Origin of the sequence: Alteromonas sp. KS69, assembly GCF_003989595.1 — a bacterium.
GTDB lineage: Bacteria > Pseudomonadota > Gammaproteobacteria > Enterobacterales > Alteromonadaceae > Alteromonas > Alteromonas naphthalenivorans.
Genome location: NZ_PYHU01000005.1, coordinates 373745 through 390811 on the forward strand (window position 1 = coordinate 373745; position 17067 = coordinate 390811).

At 39.4% G+C, this 17067-nt stretch carries 13 protein-coding genes; 7 read left to right on the top strand and 6 right to left on the bottom strand.

Going from position 1 to position 17067, the window contains the following annotated elements:
- Positions 1-72 precede the first annotated feature (72 nt).
- From C7Y69_RS05005 to C7Y69_RS05035, 7 genes are all read left to right on the top strand, one after another.
- Complete coding sequence (locus C7Y69_RS05005; protein ID WP_126871989.1) at positions 73-1365, top strand: hypothetical protein; 1293 nt, start codon at positions 73-75, stop codon at positions 1363-1365.
- 235 nt (positions 1366-1600) lie between these two features.
- Positions 1601-2314: an SDR family oxidoreductase gene (locus C7Y69_RS05010; RefSeq protein WP_185864138.1), complete on the top strand. Its 714-nt coding sequence runs from the start codon at positions 1601-1603 to the stop codon at positions 2312-2314.
- Positions 2308-4689 carry an FAD-dependent oxidoreductase gene (locus tag C7Y69_RS05015; RefSeq protein WP_126871991.1) on the top strand — a complete coding sequence of 794 codons (2382 nt, stop codon included), beginning with the start codon at positions 2308-2310 and terminating at the stop codon, positions 4687-4689. Before C7Y69_RS05010 ends, C7Y69_RS05015 begins: the two co-directional genes overlap by 7 nt.
- Before the next feature lie 9 nt (positions 4690-4698).
- The gene (locus C7Y69_RS05020; protein WP_126871992.1) at positions 4699-5784 is read left to right on the top strand and encodes a hypothetical protein; all 1086 of its coding nucleotides are present in this window, start codon (positions 4699-4701) and stop codon (positions 5782-5784) included.
- Positions 5778-6824 (top strand): class I SAM-dependent methyltransferase, encoded by a 1047-nt coding sequence (locus C7Y69_RS05025; RefSeq protein WP_126871993.1) that lies wholly within the window; start codon positions 5778-5780, stop codon positions 6822-6824. The genes C7Y69_RS05020 and C7Y69_RS05025 overlap by 7 nt, the downstream gene beginning before the upstream one ends.
- The gene (locus tag C7Y69_RS05030) at positions 6817-7506 is read left to right on the top strand and encodes a cytidylyltransferase domain-containing protein (RefSeq protein WP_126871994.1); all 690 of its coding nucleotides are present in this window, start codon (positions 6817-6819) and stop codon (positions 7504-7506) included. Before C7Y69_RS05025 ends, C7Y69_RS05030 begins: the two co-directional genes overlap by 8 nt.
- The gene (locus tag C7Y69_RS05035; protein WP_126871995.1) at positions 7503-8462 is read left to right on the top strand and encodes a Gfo/Idh/MocA family protein; all 960 of its coding nucleotides are present in this window, start codon (positions 7503-7505) and stop codon (positions 8460-8462) included. Before C7Y69_RS05030 ends, C7Y69_RS05035 begins: the two co-directional genes overlap by 4 nt.
- A 50-nt stretch (positions 8463-8512) precedes the next feature.
- On the opposite strand, the gene C7Y69_RS05040 is transcribed toward C7Y69_RS05035, so the two are convergent.
- The 6 genes from C7Y69_RS05040 to C7Y69_RS05065 form a co-directional block, all read right to left on the bottom strand.
- Positions 8513-9463, bottom strand: a complete 951-nt coding sequence (locus C7Y69_RS05040) for a hypothetical protein (protein ID WP_126871996.1) — start codon at positions 9461-9463, stop codon at positions 8513-8515.
- 6 nt (positions 9464-9469) lie between these two features.
- Positions 9470-10249 carry a glycosyltransferase gene (locus C7Y69_RS05045; RefSeq protein WP_185864139.1) on the bottom strand — a complete coding sequence of 260 codons (780 nt, stop codon included), beginning with the start codon at positions 10247-10249 and terminating at the stop codon, positions 9470-9472.
- Between the two features lie 386 nt (positions 10250-10635).
- Complete coding sequence (locus C7Y69_RS05050) at positions 10636-11565, bottom strand: NAD-dependent epimerase/dehydratase family protein (protein WP_126871998.1); 930 nt, start codon at positions 11563-11565, stop codon at positions 10636-10638.
- Between the two features lie 22 nt (positions 11566-11587).
- On the bottom strand, positions 11588-12616 hold the full coding sequence (locus C7Y69_RS05055; RefSeq protein WP_126871999.1) for a glycosyltransferase family 2 protein: 1029 nt from the start codon (positions 12614-12616) through the stop codon (positions 11588-11590).
- A gap of 33 nt (positions 12617-12649) precedes the next feature.
- Complete coding sequence (locus tag C7Y69_RS05060; protein WP_126872000.1) at positions 12650-13684, bottom strand: glycosyltransferase family 2 protein; 1035 nt, start codon at positions 13682-13684, stop codon at positions 12650-12652.
- The gene (locus C7Y69_RS05065) at positions 13685-17065 is read right to left on the bottom strand and encodes a 6-hydroxymethylpterin diphosphokinase MptE-like protein (protein ID WP_126872001.1); all 3381 of its coding nucleotides are present in this window, start codon (positions 17063-17065) and stop codon (positions 13685-13687) included.
- Between the last annotated feature and the right edge of the window lie 2 nt (positions 17066-17067).

The following is a 17067-nucleotide window of genomic DNA, read 5'->3' on the forward strand; positions in this document are numbered from 1 at the left end:
AGTGTTTGTTCCACTCTTTTTAGTCTACCACCAAGAAAATTTAGTATTTAACCAAACAATAGTTAGAAACATATGAAGAGTAATGACGTCGCAAGGGCGATATTAGCAAAAATACCTCCGCCCCAATATTATGACGATCCCCCCCTATTTGTGGAAGCTGATTATTATGGTGCCTCAACGAATATTGCTCATCAGCTTGGTTTACCTCATGCTCCTTTCAGTGATAGTGGATGGCGTCACGGTTGGATGTACTACCGAGCTAAGTTCATCTCACAACTCACCGTCTGGGGGCAGCAAGAGTCACAGTACTTATTAGCTCAGCAGGAGCATGTCGACTTTCTTAAATCTTTTAACATTGATTCAACAGCTGTAGGTATGCCATTTATTTATGCCGATGCAATCGATGAGTCTCTAAGAGTTCCGAATACGTTACTGGTCATGCCGCCACATACTTTGCCTTATGTACCCGCTGTTGGTAACGAAGAAAGCTATATATTAGAGATTGAAAACATACGCGACGAATTTGATGCGGTTGTTTTTTGTGTGCACCACTCTTGCTATGAACGTGGAGTCTGGCCTGAACTCATAAAGAAATATAACTACCCCATGATTATTGGTGCCAGCGCACATCAATCGAACGCGTTGGTAAGGCTACAGAAGTTATTTTCAAGTTTCGAGTACGTTACATCTAACATTGTCGGATCTCATATTCCCTATGCGGCGTATTGCGGCGCTAAGGTTTCGTTTTATGGTACGTTCTGTGACCTTACCCAGTTTAACTATGAAAATGATCCACAAGCTCAAGCAAACCCAGAACTATGGGACTATATTGTAGAACGTTCAACAGAGAAGCCGGTTAGAGAGGCGATGCCTTTTATATTTTGCCAACACCCCAAAGAAGCGAGTTTTCATACTGAGTGGGCCCAAAAAGAATTGGGGCAATCTCACAAAAAACCTTCACATGAAATAGCGGAGTTACTTGGGTGGAATAATGCGGCTTTTCAACTTAACAGTGCTAAAAGATACAATGATATTGTTAAATGTAAATCGAAAGAGCGTTTACTCGACAGTTTAGTTGAAGTCTTCAACACGGTCGGAGGTAGAAGCTTTGCACTTTACGGAGGCGGGAAAGTAGGTTCTTTGATACTTAACCTGCTAGTTGCTAACGGTCATAGGCCGCATTGTATATTTGATCAGAACTTTGAAAGCTTAAAAGAGCTCAACGGAATTAAAGTATGTGACCCTCAAGACATTTCGACCACGGGCGCCTCTTTAATTTTGATCGCTTCTTTTACTCATCAAAGAGAAATTCGTGAAAATATTTATACAATGCGCCCCGACATAGAAATTTGGTCGTCAGATTGAAGCGTTTTTACTTTTTGTAATACCTTTGATTTAATTAAAAACAATCAGGCATATAATGATTTGACACCATCGCCTTGAAGACGCATACAGTCCAATCTAATTGCACATCACTGATAAAAAAATGCCACCATACAAATCTTAACTCTCTTCGCATTCAGCTAAAGTTTCTTCCACTGCAGCGGATAAATAAGATAATTACCAAGTTTATACTTGTATAGAGCAACAGGAATTTCAATTGAAAAAAGTCATATTAACCGGTGCCAATGGTCAACTAGGACAGAGCTTCGCTAGCATGCTAGTAAAACAAGGCTTTCAGGTTATCGCTGTTGACAAGAATATTGATAATTTAACAGCTACTAAAGAATTAAACTTAGTTAAGCTTGATATTACCAATAGCCAAGATGTCAATGATTTCTATAGCGAGCTAAAGGATATTTATGGCCTTATTAACAATGCGGGTACTGCCGTGTTTACTCCATTTGAAGAAAGGACAGCAGAAGAGTTTATGTCTGTTGTAGAGGTTAATTTACTCGGGACTTTTCTCATGGCCCAAGGCGCCGTAAAAATCATGAAAAACAATCAAATTGGAAAAATTGTAAATATTGGTTCCATCTATGGTGTTGTGAGCAGTGATGAACGAATTTACGGGCAAAGCAAACGCAATAACTCAGAGGTTTATTCAGTTACAAAAGCAGGGGTTATTCAGCTATCTAAATATATGGCTGCGCATTTCGGGAAGTATAATATTCAGACTAACTGTATATCGCCAGGTGGCGTTTTCAACCATCAAACCGACGATTTTATTGATAACTATAATTCCAAAACGCCCTCTGGAAGGATGGCTCGCCCTGCTGATTTTGATGCTGCCATGCGCTTTTTGCTTGATGAAAACAATAGCTATACCAATGGACAAAATATTGTTGTAGATGGAGGATTTACTGCATGGTAAATCATCATTATATTTTAGGAGCTGGAGTAACCGGCCTCAGTCTCGCCTATGAATTGCTAAAAAAAGGCCAAACCGTAGTTCTTATAGAAAAGTCAGAGACGGTAGGTGGCTTGGCTAAAAGCCTTTCTTGGCATGGTCGACAAATAGATTTAGGCCCTCATATCTATCATACCCCAGATCAAGACATCGAAGATTATTGGAAGGAAGAATTTCCTGAGCTTTTTTACGAGCGACATCACTGGTCGAAGAACTTAAAAGACAACACGTTTTTTGACTACCCTGTCAATAGACAATTCATTGACAGTCTTCCTGATGAGATACAAAGCAAAATTAAGTACGAACTAGAAAATGTCGATGCCGATAAGGTAGCTAGCGCTAACAACTATTATGAATATATAAGAGCACTAGCGGGAGAGACGCTCCAAGAAATGTTTTTCATTAAGTACCCAGAGAAACTTTGGGGCATGTCTGTGAAGGAACTAGATGCGAATTGGGCTCCGAAACGGATAAAAATTAGAGATAAAGCTGGACCGTTTTTTGAGGGGCAATGGAGTGCTGTAGGGAATCAAGGCAGCGGCACTATTTTAGAAAGCCTCAAAGAAAAAGTCCTCGAACTAGGCGGTGTAATTCGACTAAATGAGACGATTGAGCGGGTATTATTAAGCAACCAAAGAATTAGTGTTATATCTACAGATAAAAGCAATATTAGCGTTGCTAGCAATGATGTTGTCATCAATACAACTTCATATTGTACAGCATGTGAATTTTTGGGCCAGACAACAAATTTACAATACCGAGGCGTCACCTTAATTTACCTAGCCGTTGAAACGGCTGATGTTTTCCCCGATGGTGTAGACTTCGTTTACATTGATGATCCAGATATCTATTTCAACAGAATTTCTGACCAAAACTCTTTCGTAAAAAGGCCCGAATCAAACTCAACAATTCTTTGCTTTGAAATTACATATAGCAAAAATGATCAGATAGACATAATGGAGCCAGAGTTATTAGTAGAAAAAGTAAAACATCAGTTTCTTTCACTTAATTTGATTTCTGATCGTTCACTTATTGTAGATGCAAAGATAGTCAAACTTCCTGAAGTCTATCCCATGTTTTTCCTTGGCTACGAGAATGAACTCGCTAAAACAAAAGCCAGCATAGATGCTATTGAGAATTTATACACGCTTGGAAGCCTCGCAGAATACGCATATTCAGATCTTCAAGTTCTGTTCAGTAAAGCCATTGATTTAGCGGAAATTTTAACCAGCTCGACATTTAAAATCAATAAAATAGACAAAGCCGCGCCGAGACTTGATTTTGAGAAGCGTTTTTTATTAGGAAATAGCTTTGTTGGGGAGGGAGAGCCCGCATATGTAATAGCAGAAATCGGCTTAAATCATAATGGAAGTATGCACATCGCAAAAAAATTGATTGATGAAGCGGTTAGCGCTGGTGCAAATGCTGTAAAATTACAAAGCTACAAAAGTCATCTTCGCGTTGCTTCTGAAGGAAAAACATCTCGCTACGTTGAAAAAGTGTTAAGTACCCAAGAAACTGACTATGAGATGTTTAAGAAAAACGAATTATCTGTAGCGCAAACAAAAGAGTTATTTAGTTACGCTAAGGCGAAAGGCATCACCCTATTCTCAGCTCCTTTTGATATTGAAAGCGTCGATGAACTTGAAGAGCTAGGGGTAGATTGTTATAAAATAGCCTCCTTTGACTTGGTCAATTTACGTCTAATTGAGAAAGTGGCGCTGACAGGTAAACCCATTATCCTATCAACAGGTATGGCATTGCTTTCTGAGGTCGAAGATGCCCTTCGTATTGTTTCCTATACCGGAAATCGACAAGTTATATTGCTTCAATGTACCTCCTCCTACCCTTGCCCACCCGCATCTATGAATATTCGCGCGATTGATACAATGAAACAAGCATTCAACCTTTTGCCTGTCGGTTTATCAGATCATGTCATTGGTGATGTTGTGAGCCTTGCAGCAGTCAGTCGAGGAGCTGACGTGATAGAAAAGCATTTTACAATGGATAAAAAAATGGAAGGTCCGGACCATGTGCTTTCTCTAGAACCCAACGAATTAAAGAATATGATATTTAGTATCAGACAAATTGAAGAAAGTTTAGGAGACGGGATAAAGCAACCCTCTACCAATGAGGTCAGTACACTCATTCGCTTTCGAAAAACCATGTATTCAAGTGTCGATATACCAAAAGGTACAACAATAAGAACAGAGCACATCACTTATAAAGGGCCAGCCTATGGCTTGTACGCAAAGTATGAAGACTTAGTAGTGGGTTGTGTTACCAAAAGTGACATTCCAGTAGATACACCTATTACATGGGATCTTATCAGTTCTTAGGAGGCATTCATGAGCTCGTTTATACAAAAAGTCAGTTCTCTTATCGAAGATTTGTCGGCGCAACCTGTCAGTCGAATATTTACCATAGCCACAACTTCGAAAGGTGAAGAAGATCCATATCTTACGCCTCTTAGAGTGACGAGAGACTTCGCGGTAGCGGGTTGTGTTATTTTCAAACAAGAGTGTCTGCTTCAAATAATTGAGCTTGTCGACGGTGCAGTCGATATAGTATTAGTGGATACAGAAAAGAAAATTCCCCTTTCGATAAATACGCAAGAACAACTTGATAATGACAGTATATACCTAAAAAGAAATACGATTGGGCCTGTAGAAACGGGCAACTTGTCAAAAATATGCTTTCAGAAAATATCAAAAAGCGAGACGTTTGAATTTAAACCTAATGACTTAACAGTAAACAGCGCTTGGTCATTTCTAAGTCAAAGATTGGGCATTTTAAGTGGAAAGAAAATTGCTATTCTTGGCGTAGGGAACATTGGTAGTAAGTTGGCTCTCAAGCTTGTCGAGTGTGGAGCTGACGTACACACTTGTCGCCAACAAGCATATGTAGGTCATCAAATCACAAATGGTCTCAATCTAATAAAACATGAAAATACCGTTTCTAATATTACATTTCACAATAGTTTACTTTCGACATCATTTAATGCTGATGTTGTCATCGGATGTACGAATGGCGTACCTATAATTGACAGTGACGTGATCCAGACGATAAAGAGAGATGCCTTAGTCGTTGATCTCGGAAAAAATAATATTACGCCTGACGCGATTAAATTAGCCATTGAAAATAAGCTAGAAATATATAGGGTCGATGTTACAGCGGCTCTAGAAGGCTTTATATATGAAATGCTTAAAATGCGAGAAGTACTGAACTCTTCCTACGGAAAAAAAACGTTACCTCTTTGCAATATTGTCTCTGGTGGGTATTTGGGCGAAGATGGAGACGTTATTGTGGACAACATTTCAACCCCTCGAGTGATATATGGCATAGCTAATGGGTATGGCTCTATAAAAAAATCGCTAAGTTCATACGAGAACGAAATTATCGCTAAGTTAAAAAAAGAAGTTTGCCAATGTTAAATCAATTTGGAAAGAATGCCTCTGCCCTATTGCTTCAAAAAAAGTCGTTTTTTGAAGAAAATGAAACACACGTGGAAAAGCAGAGAAAAATAGCACACTTGTATGTGTCGCAACCTGAACGGAATAAGTGTAAAAATTGCGACTCTCAACTAGGCTCCCAAGTCGATTTCACAAAAGATACTATTCCCTACAAGATATGTCGAACATGTTCTCATTTGAATGGAGCGCACGAGGATACTTCCGAATTCTGTGAAACAGTCTATGCTGTTGATGATTCGGAATATGCGCAAAATTACAATTCAAAAGACAAAAGTGAGTACGAGTATAGAACTGCAAGTATTTACGTACCCAAAGCAGAGTTTTTGTTCACCGCACTGAAATCTCTTGGTATCGATCCTCATGATCATACTTATTTTGATTATGGTGCTGGGTCGGGTTATTTTGTTTCTGCTTTACTTAAATTGGGGTTAAATGATGTTACAGGTTCCGATGTATCAAAATCCCAAGTTGACTTAGCCAACACTCTCTTTTCTACGCCAAGACTATCATGCCACTCAATATACGATGGACATGAAAAGCTCGCAACGACGAAGTCTCAAGTAGTATCAATGATTGGTGTCTTAGAGCACCTACAATCTCCCCGATTGGCATTGAAGCGCCTTGTTGAAAATACGAGTGTGGAGTACATTTTTATTTCCGTACCAACATTCAGTTTGTCTGTGTATTTAGAGATGCTTGATGACAACGTTTTTCACCGACAGCTCCATGGAGGACATACGCATTTATATACAAATGATTCGCTAGATTACATGTGCAACGAATTTAATTTGGAGATTATAGGGCAATGGTGGTTTGGAACAGACTTGGTCGACTTATATCGTCAGCTGCATATTAAATTAGAGAAAAATGCGGTCTCTTCATATGTCAAAGATGACTTCAGCAAGCGCTTTTTAACGTTCTTGGACAGTGCACAACTCGAAATAGACAAACAAAAAGAATCATCTGAAGTTCACCTACTACTAAGAAAAAGTAATGCCTAAAATTCTCGCTGTCATCCCAGCTCGCTCAGGAAGTAAGTCACTTCCCCACAAAAACATTAAAAACCTTAATGGAAAACCACTCCTTGCCTATTCAATTGAATATGCGAACCAAAGTTCTCTGATTTCAAAGACAATTGTTTCAACAGATAATGAGGATTACGCCAAGATTGCAGTAGAGTATGGGGCCAGTGTTCCTTTTTTAAGGCCACCTGAATATTCACGAGATGACAGTCCCGATTACGAGTTTATGAAGCATGCTTTGGAGTATTATCTTGACCATGGAGAAAGTTTCGACTTACTCATATTGCTAAGACCTACCTCGCCTGTTCGCCCACCTGGTTTAATTGAGCGGGGTGTGAAAATAATTCTCGCAGATCCGATTGCAACCTCCGTTCGCTCAGTAGCGCCAGTTACAGAGCACCCTTATAGAATTTGGAGTAAAAAAGAGGATGGCAGCATTGAAGGCTTTGTACCTTTTGTAAAGGAACCCTATAACTTACCGAGACAAAAACTGCCTCCATTACTATTTCAAACTGGCGATATTGAAATAGTCAAAGCAAGTACGCTTCTTTCAGGCTCAGTCAGTGGCAATAAAGTTTTACCTCTCATAATAGAGCACGGTGAAATGGTAGATATTGACTCAGAAGTTGATTTTAAAGAAGCTCAGAGCAGAATGTTATGAAAATTTTAATTTGTGGTATGGGCTCTATCGGCGTTCGCCATTTCACCAACTTAAAAAAGCTTGGTATCAACGATATTGTCTTTTACAGCAGTGGCAAAAGTACTTACCCTCAAATAGAGGAAATCATGGATGGGTCAAAAGTCTTCAACTCTTTTAGCGTTGCGCTAGCCCAGAAACCTGATGTATGCGTGATAACTAACCCCACGTCATTACACGTAGAGACAGCCATAGAGGCTGCAAAACAAGGCTGTCACCTATATATTGAAAAACCGCTTTCACACACGCTAGCTAACTTAGGTGAACTTGACGAACTTATTAAAAAAAATAACCTTATTTCTTTCGTAACTTATCAGTTCCGGTTTCACCCCCATATCATGTTGCTACGTAATTTGTTAAATCAGAATGAGTCATATGGTGAAGCTATTTGGGCAAGAGCTGAGTGGTCAGAATACCTTCCTGACTGGCACCCGTGGGAAGATTACACTCAGGGATACAGTGCAAGAAAAGATCTAGGGGGTGGTGTTGTTAGAACACAGATACACCCTCTTAATTACTTAGCATTCATTTTAGGTGAAATTGAAGACGTAACGGTTCAAAGTCAATCAAGCGGTTATTTAGGTATAAACGTAGAAGATCTTGCCGATATTCAAGTTCGCTTTAAGCGAAATATCACTGCGAATATTCACATCGATTACCTTCAAAAACCTAGAGTCCATACACTTACCGTATTGACGAATAAGGGTAGGTTTTCTTGGGACTGCCACGCTAACGAGTTGTATTTCATCGACCATGCCGCAAAGAAAATTGATTTCCCCAACGAAAACTTTGAAAGAAATGACATGTTTTTGTCTATGCTTGAACACTTTATAGACTGTGTTAAGACGGGACGACAAAGTGCATTCACTGTTGAAGATGCGACGAAGGAGCTTTCCAAGCTCCTTCGTGCTTGCGAATAGATTTTTTGATGGCGTTGGAGTAATCTACCTACTCCACGCCATTAGGCTAGCTACTCGCTTTGTGAGTACTGACTTAAAGGGGCACTTTCCCCCGTTCTTACGTCAACTACAAGTAACTTTTCTATAAGTTTAGTGCGATCCGTTCCTGATACAAAACTCAGTTTCCCCTCTTTGTCCCGGGATTCTCTAATTTTGGACTCTACATAACATTCAGCTGGGGAGAGAGGCTTTAAATTTCCCACACGATCATTTCGTACGAAGAATAAGTTATTACCTGCACTATTTGTACCTACCAATTTATAGCCTTTTTCTTCACCAAGATGGTGAAAAGCCGCAATAGAGGCACCATAATACAAGTTAGAATAATGAGCTTCACTTCGCTGAAATGTAGGTGAATATGGCACAGTAACAGCCGCTTCGGCACCAAATAAACTGTTCCATTCTACAACGACAATTATGGGGTTAACTACTTCAAGGGCTTTCCAAATCCAGAAATCATTGCCATCCACATCGATACTTAACAAGCCTACTTCGCCCTCGAACCCTTCGCTCTTTATCAAATCGTTGATATTTTCCCGATGTATCCATGCCGCTTTGGCAGTTAAATCATGACGCCAGTAAATGTCTTGTTTTATAATGCTTTCAATATTCTTCCCATCACCATCCATGACCAAGCCTTTCCAATTATTATTCATCAACAAAAAGCGCGTATTAGATTCGAGGTAGTTTTCAACACCAAACTCGATAAATGTTCTTTCGCTTTCTTTTCGTATAACGTGCTGCTGCAGATATTGAATAATTCCATCTTCACCAAATTGTGAAAACACTTTAAATTCGGCATCTTGTAGAGAATCGATAACCAATTCTTTATTAAGGTTAGCAATCGAACGTCCCTGCAAAACAAAAAGATCATTGAGACGTTTATGCATTCCGCCGATAGCACTGGCCTGTGAAGAAACTATTTTATCTTGTTCTTTTTTTTCTGTTTGTTCTTTGGTCATTAGAAGTCACTCCTTGTAAGGTATTGCTTCACATAATCGGTCTAACGTTTTAACGTAGGAATTCGCAAACCGTTTGCGCGATAATTCGTAATTTTTATTATTTATGCGATATTTTGAGGCTAAAGACTCTATTTTTGACGCGTACATTTGTTCAAGCAAAGCAGACAATGCATTTGCATCGTCCGGATCAAAATAAACTGCGCTTGAGTGGCATTGTTCCCGATGGACGGGTATATCAGACAGTATCATTTTTTTCCCTAACGCTTTCGCCTCTTCAACCGTTGTACTCCACCCTTCAAAATATGAAGGGTTAATCACCGCGATTGCGCCAGCCATCAATTCTATAACCTCTTCTCGAGAGACGAGCCCTCGAATGACAAACTTATTTTGAAGGTCATTCTGTTCAATGAATTCAAGCAAATTGCTGAAGTGTTCGCTATTGCGATGATCTTCTGTATGCCCAGTAGCAATTACCTTAATGTCTGTGGTAGCGTTTTTTAATGCGTTTAGCACTACAATATGGTTTTTATGCGTCCAAAATTGATTTGGTAAATAGAAATATTCGGAGCTTGCCACGGACTTACCTGTAACCTTATTGGCTAAACTTCGCTCTACATGTTTAAAATCTTCTGGCGTTATATAGGGTGAAAACGGCACTACATGTGTTTCTGTTGATTCGTATTCGGGGAAAAAACGTCTAAAATCCTCTGCAGCTGCATAGCTGCTTAATAGCAAATGTCCCGTTCGCTCTGCTGCCATTGAAATAAGACGATTTCTTGATTTCAATTCCTCCTGAGAAAAGAGGTGAGGTAAATGACAGTGTTGGAAGTCAGGCATCCAGTAAAGTGTTGGCGGAGTAAATCGAACGCCAGGTGGCGCATGAGTTAGCACTGAAAGCTTCAATTGACGCGCGTAGTATGACAACCGGATATCTGTTTTGAAATACTTACTCAGCCTCCTTATTCTTGGGGAGGTGGCTGTCAAATGGTCACACTGAATGACCTCAACTCTCTTCGAGTAAGAATTGGGAAAAAGGTCACTTCTATTTGTAAGACAAAAGAAATGATAGTGATCTGGGGCATAACAATTCAACACATCCAACAAACTCAAAAAATAATTCCTTCCCCCTAGCCATGTATCCCCCTTTATCACGACAGGAATCCCGACCCTTATCATTTTGACACCTCGTTGAACCAAGTTATGTAGCGCAAAAGACCTTCATCAAAATTGGTAAGTGTATTTAATAATTCGGTATTCAATTCAACTCTAGCTGCAACTAAATCGCAGGGATCACCTTTCCTATCTTCTGTTGCGATAAACTTAGGGATATTGTCATACCCAGCTGCTGACAATACAGACGTGATTGCAGAAGATACGCTTATTGGATGTCCTGTGCCTACATTGAATATTCGCTGCCTTTGTTCCCATTGTGTTTGAGAAGAAAATAAAAGAAAACGCACAAAGTCGTCGATATACATCCAGTCTCTCAACTGATTCCCGGTGCCAGAAAAAGAAAAATTTCCTCTACGGGCTTTGTTTAGTACATCCCAAAACAATTGCTTCTTTAAACCAGGGCCATATAGAGAAAAAGGTCTGATAATCTTTAGCTGTAAATCGTATGTCTGGGCATAAAAAGAAAGCATTTCTTCTGCTAATTTCTTGTGAAAACCGTACGGGGAGATAGGCTTTAGAGCAGTAGAAACTGACGTATTACTACTTGCATTACTCCCGTACACTGCCGCACTCGATACATATATCAATTTGCTTTTACGCCAATCGTTTTTCATCTTATTGAGAAGAGTATTCAAATTTGGCAAAGTTTTAGTAAAATCTTCTGATGGCGAAGAGATTGAGGCCACTACAGACGCTCCTCCCGCCACATGAAAAATAACGTCTGGCTCCTCGCAATTCCCAAGAAGCTTTTCATCAATATCACCCGATAGAGGGGACGATAATTCACTACGGACCGTTCTCTCTACATTGAACCCACGTGATTTAAGTTCGTTATATAAGTGAAGACCAACAAACCCTTCGCCACCTAATACTAAAAATTTTTGCAGCATCTTATCTCCCGGTTCAATAACTACTGCATCTCGTAACATAGCGCTAAAACTACATGTATGTTTACAAATTTCGCCAGCTTACAATTTCGGCGCATTTAACGTGACGCCGAATATCCTCAGCAATGGCATGTTCGTGTTTTCCTTCAATGCAGTTTATGACGAAATCAATTGGTAACCGCTCTAGAGAGTACAATGATTTTACAGAAATATTCTTTAAATTTAATAACCTTTGCTCTTCAGAAGTGACGAAACATTCGAGGTTAGCGCCAACGCTTTGCAATGCTTGCGCTATGATGACAGAGAGCTGTCTAGTTCCAAAAATGGCTACAGACATACCGTGATATCGCTCAAGGCTATCTTCTTTGCACAGGATTTTTTCCAATAACCCTTTTAAGTCAATTACGTTTAAATCTAGTTGATGTTCTGTACTAGGCGCACTTTCACCTAATAATAGTGACACTGCCTTAGCTTCCAATTGCAATGTCGATCTATTAGCACTTAACGAGCTACTTCCTCCCTGCCTGAAATTTGCCGAGATGACATCAAGGCATATTCCATTAAATTGCCGTATTGCCGTTTTCATAAAAAAACTATCGGCATAAAGCCTAAAGCACTCATTGAAAGGACCGATTTTTTGAAACAAGCTTTTGCGGCAGAAGAAACCTTGATGGCAAACATTGGTACCCTCGCTCTCGCTCGCATGCGTGAACCAAACTTGCTCTGTTTTTTCATCGAAACAGCGAACTCGAGTCGATACATAATCAACCATATCATTAGAGAAGGTAGATAAAACTTTAGACAATGTAGAAGTGTCGTACAAAGTATCGTCAGCTCCAAGAAAGTAAATAATATCACCCTCTGCCATTTCAACACCGCGATTGAATGCATGATAGATACCTCTGTCTGGACTAGAGTAAATTTTTCTAACATGAGGATATCGAGCGGCAACAGAAAGCGTAGAATCACTAGAACCACCATCAACGATAATGTGTTCAATATTCTCGATGGCGTCTTGAGCTGCGACGCTATCTAAACAATCTCCAAGAAAGCTATCGCAGTTGTAGGTTGCAGTTATTATTGATAATTTCACTTTTTTCTCACGAATTCTAAGGCATCTTGAACATTAGGCTAAAATAAAAAAATCGAGACCTTCTTTCATATTCAGGGACGCTAACTTAGCAGTAATCTCAGCGCGCACCGGTTGCGCAGCTATGATCAACACTTTATTCGCTTTTCGCGATAAAAAATGACTAAGAGATAGTACTGGAATATGCGTCGCGACATCGATCATTATAGAGCTATTACTTTCTTCTCTCTCAACAAAGCCGCTAACCTCTATATTTATCTTACTTGAGTGCTTACAAAATGAGCGCCCCATTTGTCCCGAGCCGAAAACATAAACTTCTTTACCGCTAACACACGTTGTTAAACGTTCGATTTTTTCGTTAATAACAGCAGCAAGCCCTTCATCAAAGTTCCTTTGCGAAAGCGTTGCGGTTGTTGATGTATCGCTTACTCGCATATGAACTAGCGTTTTCTCTACACAATCGAACCGAGCGCCTTGCTTATGCAATCTCAAAAAAAGAACGTAGTCTTCAAACATTCTTAGATGAGGATAGCGTACGCTTTTGATGACATCGGTTTTAGCGAAGTATGTAGTATGTGGAAAACAGGGCCATTGCGGTAAGAATACATTTATATCGTCAGGACTCGCAATTCCATTAATTGCACGTTCTTTGTCGTTTTTAAATGAAGTGAAACGTGAAGAGCCGGCAACATCTTCATTATCAGAAAAATAGCTAAAATGAGATTTAATGATGTCGGCATTATGTTTCTCTATAAATTCAAGTTGTGTCTCGAATCTGTTCGGCACACTAATGTCATCAGCGTCAACCTTCGCAATGTAAGGTGTTTTGACTAGATCAAGTGCTTCATCCAAACGACATCCAACGCCTTTGTTCTCATCATGGGTAATCAGTATTATTCTTGAATCAGAATACTGCTGTATCTTTTGGACTGTGCTATCTGTGGAACCATCATCAATAACGAGGAAGTCAAAATTCAAAAGTGTCTGGGCTAACACCGAGTCAATCGCGCTTTCTACCCAGCTCGATGCGTTGTACGTCGTAAGCAATGCGGTGACTTTTTTGTCTTCCATTTATTCTTCCGATAGAGTGTCGAGCAAATTATCCACTCCTTTTACTCGGCCTATATACTCTTCCTGAGATATTGATTCTTTCCTGAAATCATTTTTCTTTAGCCTTGGAATAAAAACTAGGCGATCTCCGGTTGGAAGCAGAAGTTTGTCACTTTGCAAAGTAGTTCGGTTCAATATAAGGAAGTCAGGACCTGCGTAACAAAAATACCCACGACTAAGAGTAATTAACTTGTCGAAATAATCTTGTGCTAGCGAAGGATGGAAGCTAACTTTTTGCAGAAATATCACTCCCTTAATTCGACTTGACATTGCAACCATAGCAGCTTCGAATAAGGTGAGATAATTATTCTGATAGGGTACTTTGTCATCTTTGATTTCACCGAGTGACAGCAATGTAATACCCTTACTTGGGGGAGCGATACTGTCTATATCTCTCAACTTTACTATGTTGCAGGTGTTATCTGCATCAATAGTAGAGTGTTCATCATTTTCTACCCAATTAATGACTACCGGTAAAGAATTATTAGTATTTTTTGTTGCGAGTTCTGTTAGTCGTGTTTTTGGTACGAAAGTAAGGTTTCTGTGCTGAACAGAAAAGGGGGTCTTGTCCCACAACTCTGCTAACACTTTATTTCTTCTAAGGCTAGTATGCGGAGAAACAGCATCTAGCTCGTACTGAGAATATTCCAAGAGCGTTAAAAAGTCACTTGCAAACCCTTTCCAAGTCTCTCTTAGACTATTTCCAGTTTCTACAACAAGTTCTTCGTCCATGACATTGAGTAGGTTACTAAAAATACTGTTAATGTAATTAAAGGTTCCATTCAAGTAGTAAAAAACTAGGCTCTTATTACGAAGTAAAGAAGATACGATGAACTCTCTTTGCTCACTAACAAGCTCTTCAATATCGGACTTAGCGACAATAGGTTTTGCCAACAATTTTTCCAAAACGGTAAGTTCTTCGAATAAAAACTCCAAATCATAGCGAGCATCGAACTTCGAAAGTAAAACCTCGTTTTCGGCTGGCGAAAAAATATCGCTAGAGATCTTTGATAAGGCTTGTTGTTTTTGTTCTGCTGTAGACACTATGAGCACGTCATCAGCGAAAAGGGCTTCGGCGCCTTTAATCTGAGCACCATTACTCAAGTTATAAATATAGGAGCTTTTACTTGCAAATATCTGCTCTAAAACGTTTTTAGAAACTTTAAATTCATATTTTGTTTTCACCCATGGCTTAAAGTTACCTTTTACTACGAGTGATATCTGATGATTAGATGCGTAGCTGTAGAGCTCTTGACCTTCATTATCATAGTAACCCGACGACTTGGAATGATGGTAATCATCGCTTACAAAACCTAAGTCTGTACCAAATAGGTAAACATCTTTAAAGCCTATCGTAGTAACTAAATCGGCTGCAAAATTTAGCACTGTTGGATAAGAAAAATTAAGTAGTTTAAATGGGTGTTTTTTATATACTTCAGTAAAAGAAACTGTCGAAGCTTCGCCTTGTTTAAATGCAAGTAATGTATTCCCAAATAAGCGTGCAGAATCAGGGTGTATTCCATTGCAACTTAATAGCGTAATACTTTGAAGATAGTTGGTATCATCAATGCGAGATAGCCAATCAAACGTTGAGCGGTTTGTTTCTATCTCTGCATGAAAATCTGGTGTTATTCCATTTTTGTGAAGCGCGTATAATGCTGTTCCACAAGAAATAACAATTGCGCGTGAACATTCAGCTTTTAGCGTTTCAAGTAAATCGTCTAAAGAAGGGCCATTACCTACGATAAATACTGGCACATCAAGAAATTTAGACGTCAGTCGACGCTTTTCATCTGATAGTAGAAAGGGAATATTACTTTCAAGAGCCCAACGCGTATGTGCTATACCATACTTCGCGTTGTCAAAATAATCACCCATTGCAATTATAACAAGGAGTTGTTCGCGCAACTGCGCAACGGCATCCGTTAGTTTTTCGTTGATGTAAGCTTGATAAAAGAATGTGTTCGCAAGTACATAGGGGCCAACCGACTGAAATTGAACAAGCAAGTCGTTAGTTAAATTCGAGCCATCATCACCAATATTGAGGTAAAGACGTTTTTTACCCTCGTCGAACGACTGAATTATCTCAGACCAGTCGATAGCATAGAGTGACGCGTAAAAAAAATCTTTGTTGGGTTCACAAATGAAAAGCATCTCTGTATCGTGATTTTTCATTAATGCTTCTACAGAGTATCCGATGCCAACACCGAACATAATGAGAGATTTCACCTTTTCAGGGAGCGTACTCTGCACTTCAGTAATATTCTGAATCATTGCGTTACAGGCTTCAACGAGCTGATAGTGCAAATAACCCTTTAGCTTTTTTCCTTTATAGCTCAGTAGTAAGCCATCTTTGTTTGGTTTTTTGGTAAAAGCACTAAAACTGGTTACAGCATCATCCTTCGGGGAATTCGAGAACAATGAGCCAGTTTCTATATGTACAACACTTACTGCACCGTCTGCGCCCACAATAGGTCGCCAATTTTGCGGTCTGTAATGTGAAAACTCTTCATAGAGATTGGGGAAGTACTTTTTTAGCGCTGTTAGGTTAGCCTTTTTTTTGTTTTCATCCAGCAGTGCGTCATCAGACTCACAGTGAGGCTGCAAAGGTGCCCATAGAGGCAGATAGCTTTCGTTTAGTGATTTTGTTTGTCTATTCGGTAGCCAACGCTCTACTTCGCTCCACTCACCTGAATTCAGCTTTGCTTCCAAGCTATTAAATAAATTTAAATTTAAATGCTTATAAAAAACTAACTTATTCACTCCTACGTGATGCGAAAGCTCCATCATATCTTTTGAAAAATGGGTCACATCGGAACCAATTTGAAGATATAAAGCGATGTTTTTATCCTTCGCTTGCTTAAGGATATCTCTCCAATTAATGCTAGATAGAGAGCAAATAAAGTAATCAATATTAGGCTCGTACACGACTAAGTGCTTGTGCTCACCTTTGTTGATAATATATTCAATATGATACCCAAGTCCTAGACCGAAACAGATCAATGCTGTCGTCTCGATCGTGTTATTGCTTGGTAAGTCTATCGATGGAGAAATTGAAGTGTATTGCTTTAAATGTTGCAGTACATCCGATCTTGGGTGCATCCCATAGAGCACCTTCCCGCTGTTATAATTTACAATATTTAACTCGCTAAATTTATTGCATAAAAGCGTAGATACTCTTGATTCACTCTCTTTAGCAAGCTTCGCAAGTGTAGGTATAATACGTTCAAATGCACCAAGACTTAGCCTGTAATTCTCTTTGATATTTCGAGCTAGCGAGTGCTCGATGGCTTGCTGCTGTATTTCATCCTGATGAACGTGAAATTGAATTTGATCTAGCATGA

Excerpts from the sequence above, each read along its gene's own strand:
- C7Y69_RS05005 (WP_126871989.1), top strand. The coding sequence starts at position 73 with ATGAAGAGTAATGACGTCGCAAGGGCGATATTAGCAAAAATACCTCCG.
- C7Y69_RS05015 (WP_126871991.1), top strand. The coding sequence starts at position 2,308 with ATGGTAAATCATCATTATATTTTAGGAGCTGGAGTAACCGGCCTCAGT.
- C7Y69_RS05020 (WP_126871992.1), top strand. The coding sequence starts at position 4,699 with ATGAGCTCGTTTATACAAAAAGTCAGTTCTCTTATCGAAGATTTGTCG.
- C7Y69_RS05025 (WP_126871993.1), top strand. The coding sequence starts at position 5,778 with ATGTTAAATCAATTTGGAAAGAATGCCTCTGCCCTATTGCTTCAAAAA.
- C7Y69_RS05030 (WP_126871994.1), top strand. The coding sequence starts at position 6,817 with ATGCCTAAAATTCTCGCTGTCATCCCAGCTCGCTCAGGAAGTAAGTCA.
- C7Y69_RS05035 (WP_126871995.1), top strand. The coding sequence starts at position 7,503 with ATGAAAATTTTAATTTGTGGTATGGGCTCTATCGGCGTTCGCCATTTC.
- C7Y69_RS05040 (WP_126871996.1), bottom strand. The coding sequence starts at position 9,463 with ATGACCAAAGAACAAACAGAAAAAAAAGAACAAGATAAAATAGTTTCT.
- C7Y69_RS05050 (WP_126871998.1), bottom strand. The coding sequence starts at position 11,565 with ATGTTACGAGATGCAGTAGTTATTGAACCGGGAGATAAGATGCTGCAA.
- C7Y69_RS05060 (WP_126872000.1), bottom strand. The coding sequence starts at position 13,684 with ATGGAAGACAAAAAAGTCACCGCATTGCTTACGACGTACAACGCATCG.
- C7Y69_RS05065 (WP_126872001.1), bottom strand. The coding sequence starts at position 17,065 with ATGCTAGATCAAATTCAATTTCACGTTCATCAGGATGAAATACAGCAG.